This window comes from Flavobacterium frigidimaris, from assembly GCF_002217275.1.
In the GTDB taxonomy this organism is placed as follows: Bacteria; Bacteroidota; Bacteroidia; order Flavobacteriales; family Flavobacteriaceae; genus Flavobacterium; species Flavobacterium aquidurense.
Map to the genome: position 1 here is coordinate 41,580 of NZ_MUGV01000006.1, position 13,326 is coordinate 54,905.

Genomic DNA, 13,326 nt, shown 5'->3' on the forward strand with positions numbered 1-13,326 from the left:
GTTAATTAGTCATAAAAAAACCCCAAGAATAAACTTGAGGTTATATTTTAATATAGCATTCAAGAAAATATTACATATTTTTAAAAATAGTGTGCATCAAACGCTTCTTATCGTTTATACTTTCTTCTAATGAAATCATAGTTTCAGTTCTGTAAACTCCGTCAATATCGTCAATCATAAAGATAACTTCTTTTGCGTGTTTAGTGTCTTTTGCTCTAATTTTGCAAAAAATATTAAATTTTCCTGTTGTTACAGAAGCCACTGTTACGAATGGAATTTGATTGATTCGCTCTAATACAAATTTAGTTTGAGACGTATTGTTAAGGAATACACCTACATAAGCAATAAATGAATACCCTAATTTGTCGTAATCTAAGGCTAATGAAGATCCCATTATTATACCGGCGTCTTCCATCTTTTTTACTCTAACATGTACTGTTCCAGCAGATATCAATAGTTTTTTTGCAATGTCAGTAAACGGAACTCTCGTATTGTCTATTAACATATCTAAAATCTGGTGATCTACTTCATCTAAACGAAATTTACTCATAATTCTTTAATTAATATTACTAATTGCTATTACAAAGTATAAAAATATATATAAAAAACAACAAATTCACATAAAAATTAACTTTTTATCAATCCGTTAACAAATTTAACATTTTTATTTAAATAAAAATCTGCTTTTTCGTTCACTTTCGGAAAAGTATTATGATTATCTGAATAATTTGCTCCCTGAGCGTCATATTCGTAATGTCCAAAATAATTTTCCAATTCACCTACTTCTGCGATGTAAGCGTTAAAGTGAATCTCATTTTCAATCAATTCTTCTTTGTATTGTGCGACAAAATTCGTAATAATTTCGATACCATCATAATTTATTTTGATGTTTTTATACATAAAATCATAAAAAACCACTTTATTTTGTGAAATATTCAAATAATCATTAATTCTGTTATCAACTAAATCGTTTTCGCAAAGCAGTTTAAAACTCGAAATTAATGAGAAAAATAGGAACTTTCGGGTGATTTCGCGCTCATAATCATTAGGAAAATGACCTGCCTCAAATAAGATTGTAGGCACACCTAAAAATTGAAAAGTATCTCCTATACAGTTGATATTGAACGAATCATCAAAACGTCCAACCTGTCCAGGAATATACTGTTGTAGTGTATCATTGATTCCGGCAATTAGATTTATCGCTTTTAATCTGTTTTCGTTTATTTCTCTTTCTTCATTATACGAAGGCGCTAAAAAAGAAACTGTTGCGGGTTTACCAGTATTACCAGCTCCAAAAATAGTACGCTGATCATGAAGATTAAAACAATAATGCGGCATAAATGTTTCAAAAACCCCTCTAAGGATCTTACTCTCTGGCTGAGTCAGGTTTTGAGAGTCTCTGTTTAAATCAATTTTATTAGCATTTTCACGCGTATATAGTGCTGCTCCATCAGGATTTAATATCGGAATAGTATAGAAAGTAAATTTATCAAGTAATTGCCTCGCGAAATCAGAACCGCTGTTCAATACATTTATAAAGTCAAAAAGAGCTTTAGTTGTGGTACTTTCATTACCGTGCATTTGGGACCAGAGATAAATACGGGTTTCTCCTGTACCAATTTGGTAACTATATATAGGTTTATCCAAAACCGACTTGCCAATAATCTGGACCTGATTATTACTATTTAATTTGTCTAATAAAGGCTGAATATGATCTAATGTCAAGTAACGTCCTTCTATAGATTGTTCTTTGTGCAGGTTAAATAATTCTTCTAAATTCATTGTCTTTTGATTAGTTTACAAAAGTAAACATCTTTATTTTTACAATTGTAAACATTTAAAAAAGACGGTAATTTATAATTGTAAACAAGATTCTAGTGCGTTTTTAGACTATTCTACTATTATCAATTAACATTTGTTATTACTTCATGTTAAAACAGTTTAATTACTAAATTTCAATAAGTTACATATTGTTATTTAAAGCTATAATTCTCTATTTTAAAGCTTTAATATGCGATTTACATCTGTAAAATTGCTTTATTAGTTTCTTTTGATTACATTTGTAAACATGACTTTTTAAAACAATAATTTACAATGGTAAACATAGATGATTTTGTAAAACGACTTGAAATTATACTAGATTATTATGGTCTAAATGCGTCTTCTTTTGCTGATAAAATTGGGGTGCAACGTTCTAGTATGTCTCACCTACTTTCTGGCAGAAACAAACCTAGTTTAGATTTTGTTATGAAAATTATGGATGTTTTTCCTGATGTAGACTTATATTGGATATTAAATGGAAAAGGGAGTTTTCCAAAAGTGGAGGAACAAACTCAAAATTCAAATAACGAAATAGTTTCAGAAATTGTAAAACCACATTCCCCTCGTTCATCTTCAGAAAATTTTGCTTCAGAAGATTTATTTTCTGAAATGAATTATGAAGAAGAAATAAAAACAGAAACCAGAAATGCTGTTGAAGTTAAAAACTCAAATTTCATTTCAAAAGAAGACGAAATTGAGAAAATTGTATTTTTTTATAAAAACGGGACATTTAAGGTATATATCCCGTGATTCGAAATTTTCGCGTATTTTAAAATTTTTAAAATTATTTTTCGTTTAAGCGATTCTCACGCAACTGAAAAAATATTAAAAATTTACAATTTAAATCCATTTTGAGGAATTTTACCTAAGACTCCTTCATAATGTTTTTTCAAAATATTTAAATCGTCTTCATAGTCACCGGTCGGATAAAACGGCTTTCCTAAATTAACCTCTTTTTTACCCCAATCAAAAGCCACAGGAATAATAGGCACATTTGCTTTAAGTGCAATATAATAAAAACCACTTTTAATTTCGGTTACTTCTTTACGTGTTCCTTCAGGAGCTACTGCTAAACGAAAAACTTCCTTACGTTTAAAAATAGCCGCAATTGAATCAACTTTGTTTAAGCCACCTGAACGATCTAAAGGCTCACCTCCTACACTTCTGAAATAATATCCAAAAGGGAATTTAAACAACTCTTTCTTTCCAACCCAGTTCATTTCTAATCCTGAAATTCCACGGGTAAAAATTCCTAAATAAAAATCATGATTACTTGTATGTGGCATCACCATCATCACACATTTTTTCACTTCCGCATTTTCAATTCCTCTTATTTTCCAGCCCATTAGCTTAAAAAAGATGAATTTGTACAATTGTTTCTTCATTAAAATTTATTATTTCGTGCAAAATAAAAGATTTAAAATGGTATTTTTGAGTAAAAGCTTTACAAATGATCCAAAAAATTTTCAGTTATCTGATTCCAATCAAAATTTTCAAGAAAAAATCGGCAAGAAGCAAAATGATCGAGGTTACCTGGGCAAATGGCGAATTGGTTTTAGACTCTGAAAACACAAATTATTCGTACGGAAGTTTGCAGCGTATATTAAGGTATGGACTACGTAACATCGGGTATAAAGCCATACTTGATATGGATCATATTTTATTATTAGGAGTTGCCGGAGGAAGTGTTGTGAAAACGCTGGTTGATGAAATCGAATACAAAGGTAAAATTACCGGTGTCGAAATTGACTCAGATATGATCCAGATTGCAAATGATTATTTTAACCTAAATAAGATCAAACAACTTGAAATTATAATTGACGATGCTTTTGAATTTGTTTTAAAAACCAAAAACCAATACGATCTTATTATTATTGATATTTTTGAAGATACAAAAATGCCCAATTTTTTATTTGAACGTTTTTTTAGTGAACGTGTTTGTTCGCTTTTAAAAGATCAGGGTTTTGTACTTTTTAACACAATGATTCTGGATGAAGCACATAATGTCAGAAATCGGAAGTATATTGCAGAAATAAATTCTAAACTATTCTCCTCAAAAATGTTACCCAGAATAGAAGATCATAATGAATTAATAATAATTGAAAAAGTTGCCTAAATTTTACTTTTTATGAAGACCCTAGTTTCTATTTTAAAAGCCTTTCCACCTACTAAAATTATTGATGCCAGTATCGATTTTTCAAATTATATCCCTTTAGATTTATCAATTACGAATAAAGAGTTAATGGAAAGCAAACCAGAAAACGCTACTGAATTTGAAATTTTCATTTCTAATTACCTTAAAAACAATAATGCCGAAGTTGCTTTTGGCGGTTATATCGAAGGGCGGACCTTATATAAAAGAAGTACAATTTTTAAAAACGATTCTGTTCCGGAGCGAAATATTCATATAGGTCTTGACTTATGGACAAAAGTCAATACATCAGTTTTAGCACCGCTTGACGGAAAAGTACATAGTTTTAAAAATAATATTGGTTTGGGTGATTACGGACCTACCATCATTTTAGAACATGAAGTTGAAAATGAGAAATTTTATACTTTATACGGACATTTATCGTTAGAAAGTATAAAAGACCTTAGTGTTGGGAAGCAATTTAAAAAAGGTGAACAAATTGCAACTCTTGGAAATGCGGCTGTTAACGGAGATTATGCACCACACGTACATTTTCAGATTATACAGGATATTGAAGACTATTGGGGAGATTATCCCGGTGTTTGCAACAGTAATGATTTGAATTTTTACATCGAAAATTGCCCCGACCCAAACTTATTATTAAAAATAACATAAATAGTTATGAAGAAAGCAGTATTGATTATATGTTTGTTGTTGTTAATTGGATGCAAATCCAAAACGGTAAACCGCGACACCGAAGATTTAAAAATAAAACAAGTTCCAACTACCGAAGTTAATGCTAATCAGCAAAAGAAAGCATATGATTTGGGCAAGCGGGTTTTAGAAACGTGTAACACGTCAAAATTTAAACCTTTTAATGAAACGGAAGTTACAAAATCGGTTATGGATAATACAACCGAAGAAAGATTGACAAAAACCTGTCAACGATTTAGACAATATTACGGAAGTTTTATTGATTTGAAATTAGACGGTGTTTACAGAACTAAACAAGAAGTCATTTACCGCTATCATGCTTTGTATACAAAAAAAGTAGCGAACAAAGAATTAAGAGTTTTTGTAAATGAAGACAATTTGGTTTCGTCAATAAAATCAATGGATTGGGATGAAAAATTTGATTCTAAAATAGAAGGTCAATAAACTAAAACTATGAAATTTAAAATACCCTTTTTAATATTGCTGTTACTTTCAACTTTTGCAAATGCTCAGGAAACAATGAGTGTAAAAGGCTCAAAAGGGTATCCGGCGACACAAAATTATACTTTTATCTGTGAAAAATATGCTTTTTCAGGAGAGACAAATGTTCAGGTTGCGAAAACAGAAAAAGGTGGTATTTTAAAATTATCAATTGCTACTGCCAATGCCGAAGCAAGAATTTCCGGAGGTGTTTATGTCGATTTGGCCAATGGCGATGTTATTGCCTGCGTCGACAAAAATATAAAAGAAACTGTCGATGGCAAAACAACATCATACTACTACTTCACTCCTGCCGAAGTGCTCAAACTTAAAAAGTCAGACATTCAGGGAATCAGATTTATTGTAACCGGAACTTCGAAATCTTTTGGGAATCAAACGGGTTATTTTACGGCAGTGAACAAAATCGATTATTTTTCGACAGCATACGATAAATCAAAAAAAACATTTGATACAGCAATTGCAATTAGTGCATTATAAATAAAATATTTAGTATAATTAATCTTATATTTATATTCTAATTTTATTTTAATGAACGCCAACGAAAATTTAATTGCAAAATTTTACACTGCTTTTGCAAATGCCGATGCCAAAATAATGAGTGAATGTTATCATCCAAAAGTTCATTTTATAGATCCTGCTTTTGGTTTACTAAAAGAAGACCAGGTCTCTAAAATGTGGGAAATGTTAATCCTTAAGAGCAAAGGCAATATCAAAATTGAGTTTTCAGCTATTAAAGCAGACGATTTTACAGGCTCCGCAAAATGGGTTGCTACTTACAACTTCAGTAAAACAAATCGAAAAGTAATCAACAAAATTTCAGCTGAATTTGTTTTTCAGGATGGCTTAATTATTAAACATACCGATCATTTTGATGTATGGAAATGGTCCAAACAAGCTTTTGGAGTTTCAGGATATTTGCTGGGCTGGACAGGTTTTTTTCAGGATAAAATTCAAGAGCAGGCCTTATTGTCACTTAAAAAATTTCAGGAATCAAAATAATTTTCATAAATTGAAAATTCAAAATTTGTGATTAGTTAAATATATTTCCGCCTTTATAAAATATCTGCCTCATTCAAGATTTATTTTAGTTGCTTTTATTATTGAATTAATCGTTTTAATTTTCAATACTCATGAAAGAAGTTTTACATAAAAAATTAAATCAATTACAGGCAACGGCAATTTGCGGAAATGACATTAGTTCTTCCTGTTTGTATGTTTCAGCGCTAACTATTTTATATGCAGGACAATATGCCTGGATTTCTTTATTAATTGTAGCTGCTGTATTATTCTTGTTCAGGCGAATTTATGGCGAAGTTGTTGGTGCAATACCTTTAAACGGAGGTGCTTACAACGTTTTATTAAATACTTCTACAAAACGTCTTGCTTCTCTTGCTGCAACATTAACTGTTTTGTCTTACATGGCAACCGCCGTAATCTCGGCATCTGAAGGAATGCATTATTTACATGGAATTTTCGAAGGATTAAATGTTACCATAGCAACCGTAGTTGTTTTGATATTGTTTACCGGACTTGCTATTTTAGGAATTGGAGAATCGGCATTTGTTGCCGTCATTATTTTTCTAACCCATCTTGCAACTTTAAGTCTCCTTGTTTTAGCATCACTATGGTTTTTATTAAATAATGGTCTGGAAACATTTCATGTCAATTGGCAAACTCCACTTGCGTCCGGAAATATAAAAACAGCTCTTTTTCTGGGCTTTTCAGCTGCTATGCTTGGGATTTCAGGTTTCGAAAGTTCTGCTAATTTTGTTGAAGAACAGGAACCGGGTATTTTTCCAAAAACACTACGAAATATGTGGGCAATTGTCAGCTTTTTCAATCCTGTAATTGCCATATTATTAATAAGTGTAATTCCGCTTACTGAAGTGGGTGCAAACAAAGAATCTCTTTTGGCACATCTCGGAGAAACTACAGGCGGATCCTGGCTCGCATGGCTAATTTCTATAGATGCTGTTTTAGTTTTATGCGGTGCTGTTTTAACTTCATTTGTTGGTGTTTCGGGATTGTTAAACCGAATGACCTTAGACCGAATCCTTCCAAATTTTTTCCTGAAACAAAATAAAAGAGGTTCACATTATAGAATTGTAATTAGCTTTTTAGTGCTTTGTATATCAGTACTTTTTGCCACAAGTGGCCACTTAGAATCGCTTGCAGGTGTTTATACTTTTTCATTTTTGGCCGTAATGGCCCTATTTGGAATTGGGAATTTATTACTCAAATTCAAACGCCGAAAATTACCAAGACCCGAGCGTGCACGCGGTATAGCCGTTGTTGTTGCAGTACTTTTCATCATAGCAGCCTTTATCGGAAATATGAAACTGAACATCAATGCTTTTTATACCTTTTTGCAATACATGATTCCGTCTCTAATTTTTATAGGAATTATGCTGAATCGTGTTATGCTCATTAAACTTTTAATTGAAGCTTTAGAATATTTCTATCAGCCATTGCGAAGAATGGTAATTGTGAGCAACCGATATTTGCAAAAAATGAGTGTCGAAATTAATTCTCAGGAATTTGTCTTTTTCACCAAAGGCGATGATATCGCAATTTTGAACAAAGTATTGCAATATGTTGAAAATAATGAGACAACCAAAAAACTAAAAATAGTTCACATCCAAAGTGATGGCGCAAACAACGAAGCTTTAAAGAAAGATTTAGAAGTTTTAGACCGTGCTTACGATGATATTGATATTGAATTCCTTGAAATAAAAGGTGTTTTTGGTCCTGAAATTATAGATGAACTCTCTGAGAAATGGAAAATTCCAAAAAACTTCATGTTCATCGGTTCACCCGGAAATAAATTCTCCTATCGCGTGTCCGACTTAGGCGGTGTTCGTTTAATCATGTAACTTTTGATTTTTCAGGAGCAAATCTATCTGTTTTTTCCAGACCACCCGTCCCGCTTTCGCCTATATCTTTGTTCGTTCCTCTCAAAGGATACCGGCTCTATCGGGGCTAAATTAGAAGTTTAGTTTTCATAATACAGACATAACGCATAATTTAACCGCAAGGTTCGCAAGGTATTTACGCAAGGTTCGCAAAGTTTTGATTTAATCTCGAAAAGAAGCCAAGTCGTAAAGTTTATTTTCAAGTTTTCACCCAAAGCTTTGCGAACTCTGCGTTTATCAACGTTTACAATATAAAAAAACTTTAGCGTACTTTGGGTAAAATTTCTACGATTTAAACCAGCCAGCAACTAATTCATCTTCAAATGAAGTAGCGTTCTTATGAACAAATTCATTGGTTTTATTATTATAAGCATAATCTAAAGCCCAGGTTTCATGATTCTTAGCCAGGTCTTTAATGCTTTCGCAAACATAAGCGATTTCTTTGTCTGTTGTAGTGGGGTGAATAGACATTCTAATCCATCCCGGTTTTTTGATCAAATCTCCAATGGTAATTTCGTTAACCAGTTTATTCGAAGTTTCCTGATCAACATGCAATAAAAAGTGACCGTAAGTTCCGGCACAACTGCATCCTCCTCTGGTCTGAATTCCAAATTTATCGTTTAATAATTTCACACCTAAATTAAAATGTAGGTTCTCAATAAAAAAAGAAACTACTCCTAAACGATTTTTATGTTGTCCAGCCAAAATTTTAATATTCTCAACAGGTTCCAACGTTTCAAAAACATACTCAACAATTTCGTGTTCACGTTGTAGAATATTTTCAATTCCCATTTCTTCTTTCAGTTCAATGGCCAAAGCGGTTTTAATAACCTGTAAGAATCCTGGGGTTCCGCCATCTTCACGATCTTCAATATTGTCTACATATTTATGTTCTCCCCAAGGGTTTGTCCAGCTTACTGTTCCTCCACCAGGACAATCCGGAATCATATTATTATATAATTTTTTATTGAAAATCAAAACTCCTGAAGTTCCGGGACCACCCAAAAATTTATGAGGAGAAAAGAAAATAGCATCCAAATACGCTTCCGGATCTGAAGGATGCATATCAATTTCTACATAAGGTCCTGAACAGGCAAAATCTACAAAACAAACTCCGTTATGTTGGTGCATTAATTTTGCAGCTTCATGAAAAGGAGTTTTCAAACCCGTTACATTTGAACAGGAAGTAATCGAAGCAATTTTTATCGTTCTGGTACTATATTTTTCTAATAATTGTTCTAAATTTTCAAGACTAAAAAGTCCTTTCTCGCATGATGGAATGATTTCAACATCTGCAATCGTCTCCAACCAGGAGGTTTGATTAGAATGATGCTCCATATGAGAAATAAAAACAACAGGTTTCTTTTCTGCCGGAACTGTGGTAAAATCTTTAAGGTTTTCAGGAATTTTTAAACCCAAAATTCGTTGAAATTTATTGATTACACCGGTCATACCGGTTCCATCAGTGATTAAAACATCATCCTGATTCGCATTAGCATGACGTTTAATAATATTTCTGGCATGATGATAGGCTTTTGTCATGGCAGTACCTGACACAGTAGTTTCAGTATGTGTATTCGCTACAAAAGGGCCGAAATCATTAAGAAGTTTCTCTTCAATAGGTCGATATAGTCTTCCGCTGGCAGTCCAATCCGTGTAAATAATCTGTTTTTTACCGTACGGAGACGTAAATTCCTGATTAATTCCAACGATATTTTTACGAAAATCCTGAAAATAAGTTTCTAAAGTGATGGTATTATTTTTGCTATCCATTAGTGTGCCTGAGTTTGATGCAAATATAATGTGTTTTTTATAAAATTGCGAATTTATCAATTGTAAACTTCAAACGTTCAATAACTGATTAGTATATTTAACTAATATGTGATTTTTTTAACAAATTATCATAATATTCTATCGGATTAATAGGACATGTAAAACTTAACAATACTATTCTATGGGAAATTTATCAGTAGCTACATTTGGTGGTGGATGCTTTTGGTGTATCGAAGCTGTAATTCAGCGTTTAAATGGTGTAGTGTCTTTAAAATCAGGTTATTCTGGAGGTTTCATTAAAAATCCTCCGTATCGTGAAGTTTGTACTGGCAGAACCGGTCATGCCGAAGTCATACAAGTTACTTTTAATCCTGACATAATTTCATACCATGACTTAATTTTTATATTTATGACTAGTCATAATCCAACAACATTAAATCGCCAGGGCGCTGATGTGGGAACACAATACCGTTCTATCGTTTTATACCACGATGCAGAACAAAAAGAAATAGCGGAACAGGTTTTTAAAGAAGTAAAACCATTTTACGAAGATCCGATTGTAACAGAATTGACAGCTTTTGAAGTTTTTTATGATGCTGAAGAAGATCATCAAAACTATTACAACAACAATCAGGATGCCCGTTACTGTCAAATCGTAATTGATCCTAAAGTTCAAAAATTAAAAAAAATGTACGCAGACAGATTGGTAAACTAATTTAAAAGCTTTTAACATAAAAATTTCCGCCACGAATTCACGATTTTTTTAATACTACACGCAATCATTCGTGAATTCGTGGCTGTTTTTATAGATATAGCAGTATTTTTAATCTGTGTACTTTGTAGCAAAAAGAAAAAAAATCTAATGAAAAATTTAAAAATAAATAATCGATTTACAGTTGAACTACCTGCTGATCCTGATGAAACCAATGAGATTCGTCAGGTAAAAAACACACTATTTTCCTTTGTAAATCCAACAAAGCCTTCTAATCCAACTTTAGTTCATGCTTCTGAGGAAGTTGCCGAAATGGTTGGAATAACCAAGGATGAAATTCAGTCAGAAGCATTTTTGAATGCCTTTTCAGGTAAAGAAATTCTTCCTGAAACACGTCCGTATGCCATGTGTTATGCAGGCCATCAATTTGGGAATTGGGCTGGACAATTGGGCGACGGTCGTGCTATTAATTTAACCGAAGTTGAACACAATAATGCCTTTTTTACCTTGCAATTAAAAGGTGCAGGAAAAACTCCTTACTCAAGAACTGCAGATGGTTTGGCAGTTTTACGATCTTCAATACGTGAATATTTATGTGCTGAAGCGATGTTTAATTTAGGCGTTCCTACTACCCGATCACTTTCACTTATCTTGTCTGGTGATCAGGTATTGAGAGATGTTTTATACAACGGAAATCCTGCTTACGAAAAAGGAGCTATTGTTTGTCGTGTAGCGCCATCTTTTATACGTTTTGGAAGTTTTGAAATGCTTACGGCACGAAACGAACTTAAAAATCTAAAAGAGTTTGTTGAATATACTATCAAACATTATTTTCCTGAAATAAAAGGAGAGCCAAAAGAGCAATATCTGCAGTTCTTTAAAACCGTTGCAGACACGACGCGTAAGATGATTATCGATTGGCAACGTGTTGGATTTGTTCATGGTGTTATGAATACGGATAATATGTCTATTCACGGATTAACGATTGATTACGGACCTTACGGCTGGCTGGAAAACTATGATCCAAATTGGACTCCCAATACTACAGACTCGCAAAACAGAAGATACCGTTTTGGTAATCAACCTCAGGTCGCACAATGGAATTTATATCAGTTAGCGAATGCACTTTATCCGTTAATTAATGAAGCAGAACCTTTAGAAAACATCTTACAATCATTTATCTCTGATTTTGAATCAGATTATAAATTAATGTATTTAAGTAAATTAGGATTATTTACTTCAACTGAAACTGACAGTAAGCTGATTGAAGGTTTAGAAACTGTTTTACAATTATCAGAAACAGATATGACGCTCTTTTTTAGAAATTTAAGTAAAATAACAAAAACAGATTCTGTCGAAAATGCTATTGAAAAAATTCAGGTTTCTTTCTATTTACCGGAAGAAATTAAAGGAGATATTTTAGATTCCTGGAAAAAATGGTTTACTGTATATCTTCAAAGATTAAATGCTCAGGAAGTTACAGATGAATCCAGAGCAGAAAAAATGAATCAAGTTAATCCTAAATATGTACTTCGAAATTATATGGCGCAATTAGCTATCGATGCAGCAGATAAAGAAGATTACTCTTTAATAAACGAACTGTATTTACTTTTACAAAAACCATACGATGAACAACCAGAATTTGAAAAATGGTTTGCAAAACGACCTGATTGGGCACGTTCAAAAGTAGGTTGTTCTATGCTTTCTTGTAGTTCTTAATTTATTTTGCCACAGATTAAAAGATTTTAATGATTGATCTGTCAAATCTTTAATCTGTGGCAAACTTTTTTTATTTAGAAGTTATGTGATCCACAATCATAGCGGCATGAACACGGGAGTTTTCTATAAACCACTTATGTGTTTGCATTCCACCACAAACTACTCCGGCCAAAAATAATCCCTCCACATTCGTTTCCATTGTTTCGGGGTGGTATATTGGTATTTTTAATTCATCTTCAGAAAGTTGAATTCCCATTTTTTCCAGGAAAGTCAAGTCTGGTTTGTAGCCTGTCAAGGCTAAAACAAAGTCATTTTCAATTGTTACTTTTCCGTTTGGCGTTTCAATTTCGACTTCATTCTCCCTAATTTCGCTAATATTGGATTCAAAATACGCTGTAATACTTCCTTCTGCAATTCGATTTTCGATATCTGGTTTTACCCAATATTTCACTCTGCTGTTGATTTCGTTTTTGCGAATGACCATCGTGACGTTTGCTCCTTTTCTCCAACATTCCAAAGCAGCATCCACAGAAGAATTGTTTGCGCCAACGATTAAAACATTGCGAAAAGCATATTCATGGGCTTCTTTGTAATAATGACGTACTTTTGACAGCTCCTCGCCTTTTACCTTCATTTCAATCGGAATATCATAAAAACCGGTTGCTATTACTACGTTTTTAGCTTGGTATGAATTCTTATCAGATACAATAGTGAAACTTGAATTTTGTTGTTTCTGAACACTAATTACTTTTTCAAACAAATGAATCGAAAAATTAAAGTATCTATGAATATTTCGATAATATTCCAATGCTTCCTGGCGTCCTGGTTTCGGGGCCAGACAGTTAAAGGGAATGTCTCCAATTTCTAACCTTTCGGCTGTAGAAAAGAAAGTCATATACAATGGATAATTGAAAATACTATTTACAATGGCCCCTTTTTCTATAATTAAATAACTTAAATTCTTCTTTTGAGCTTCAATTGCGCAAGCCAGTCCTATTGGTCCGCCTCCAACAATGATCAAATCATATTCTGTCATAGATTTA

14 protein-coding genes are annotated in these 13,326 nt (G+C 32.7%); 9 read left to right on the top strand and 5 right to left on the bottom strand.

The annotated features are described in order from the left end of the window. Window positions 1-70: 70 nt before the first annotated feature. The gene (locus B0A65_RS02615; RefSeq protein WP_008468989.1) at window positions 71-550 is read right to left on the bottom strand and encodes an Lrp/AsnC family transcriptional regulator; all 480 of its coding nucleotides are present in this window, start codon (window positions 548-550) and stop codon (window positions 71-73) included. 77 nt (window positions 551-627) lie between these two features. Further along, window positions 628-1,782, bottom strand: coding sequence for a M14 family metallopeptidase (locus B0A65_RS02620; protein ID WP_074661473.1), 1,155 nt, complete (start codon window positions 1,780-1,782; stop codon window positions 628-630). 312 nt (window positions 1,783-2,094) lie between these two features. Here B0A65_RS02620 and B0A65_RS02625 point away from each other — a divergent pair, with 312 nt between their 5' ends. Next, the gene (locus tag B0A65_RS02625; protein WP_074661476.1) at window positions 2,095-2,571 is read left to right on the top strand and encodes a helix-turn-helix domain-containing protein; all 477 of its coding nucleotides are present in this window, start codon (window positions 2,095-2,097) and stop codon (window positions 2,569-2,571) included. An 83-nt stretch (window positions 2,572-2,654) separates the two neighbouring features. Here B0A65_RS02625 and B0A65_RS02630 read toward each other — a convergent pair whose 3' ends face one another. After that, window positions 2,655-3,206 carry a 1-acyl-sn-glycerol-3-phosphate acyltransferase gene (locus B0A65_RS02630; protein WP_074661479.1) on the bottom strand — a complete coding sequence of 184 codons (552 nt, stop codon included), beginning with the start codon at window positions 3,204-3,206 and terminating at the stop codon, window positions 2,655-2,657. A gap of 65 nt (window positions 3,207-3,271) precedes the next feature. Between B0A65_RS02630 and B0A65_RS02635 the strand changes: the two genes are divergently transcribed. From B0A65_RS02635 to B0A65_RS02660, 6 genes are all read left to right on the top strand, one after another. After that, window positions 3,272-3,937, top strand: coding sequence for a spermidine synthase (locus B0A65_RS02635; protein ID WP_074661481.1), 666 nt, complete (start codon window positions 3,272-3,274; stop codon window positions 3,935-3,937). Between the two features lie 12 nt (window positions 3,938-3,949). Further along, complete coding sequence (locus B0A65_RS02640) at window positions 3,950-4,627, top strand: peptidoglycan DD-metalloendopeptidase family protein (RefSeq protein ID WP_074661483.1); 678 nt, start codon at window positions 3,950-3,952, stop codon at window positions 4,625-4,627. Window positions 4,628-4,633: 6 nt separating this feature from the next. Beyond that, complete coding sequence (locus tag B0A65_RS02645) at window positions 4,634-5,110, top strand: hypothetical protein (RefSeq protein ID WP_074661484.1); 477 nt, start codon at window positions 4,634-4,636, stop codon at window positions 5,108-5,110. A gap of 9 nt (window positions 5,111-5,119) precedes the next feature. Beyond that, window positions 5,120-5,644, top strand: coding sequence for a hypothetical protein (locus B0A65_RS02650; RefSeq protein WP_074661487.1), 525 nt, complete (start codon window positions 5,120-5,122; stop codon window positions 5,642-5,644). 51 nt (window positions 5,645-5,695) lie between these two features. Then, window positions 5,696-6,166, top strand: a complete 471-nt coding sequence (locus B0A65_RS02655) for a nuclear transport factor 2 family protein (protein WP_074661490.1) — start codon at window positions 5,696-5,698, stop codon at window positions 6,164-6,166. A gap of 131 nt (window positions 6,167-6,297) precedes the next feature. After that, window positions 6,298-8,040: an APC family permease gene (locus B0A65_RS02660; protein WP_074661492.1), complete on the top strand. Its 1,743-nt coding sequence runs from the start codon at window positions 6,298-6,300 to the stop codon at window positions 8,038-8,040. 324 nt (window positions 8,041-8,364) lie between these two features. Here the strand turns inward: B0A65_RS02660 and B0A65_RS02665 are convergent, their stop codons facing one another. Further along, window positions 8,365-9,852: an aminotransferase class V-fold PLP-dependent enzyme gene (locus B0A65_RS02665; protein ID WP_074661494.1), complete on the bottom strand. Its 1,488-nt coding sequence runs from the start codon at window positions 9,850-9,852 to the stop codon at window positions 8,365-8,367. Window positions 9,853-10,033: 181 nt separating this feature from the next. On the opposite strand from B0A65_RS02665, the gene msrA reads away from it, so the two are divergent. Continuing rightward, complete coding sequence (msrA, locus tag B0A65_RS02670) at window positions 10,034-10,567, top strand: peptide-methionine (S)-S-oxide reductase MsrA (RefSeq protein ID WP_074661497.1); 534 nt, start codon at window positions 10,034-10,036, stop codon at window positions 10,565-10,567. 147 nt (window positions 10,568-10,714) lie between these two features. After that, window positions 10,715-12,283, top strand: coding sequence for a protein adenylyltransferase SelO (locus B0A65_RS02675; RefSeq protein WP_074661499.1), 1,569 nt, complete (start codon window positions 10,715-10,717; stop codon window positions 12,281-12,283). A 70-nt stretch (window positions 12,284-12,353) separates the two neighbouring features. Here B0A65_RS02675 and B0A65_RS02680 read toward each other — a convergent pair whose 3' ends face one another. Continuing rightward, window positions 12,354-13,319: a YpdA family putative bacillithiol disulfide reductase gene (locus B0A65_RS02680; RefSeq protein WP_074661502.1), complete on the bottom strand. Its 966-nt coding sequence runs from the start codon at window positions 13,317-13,319 to the stop codon at window positions 12,354-12,356. Window positions 13,320-13,326: the final 7 nt, after the last annotated feature.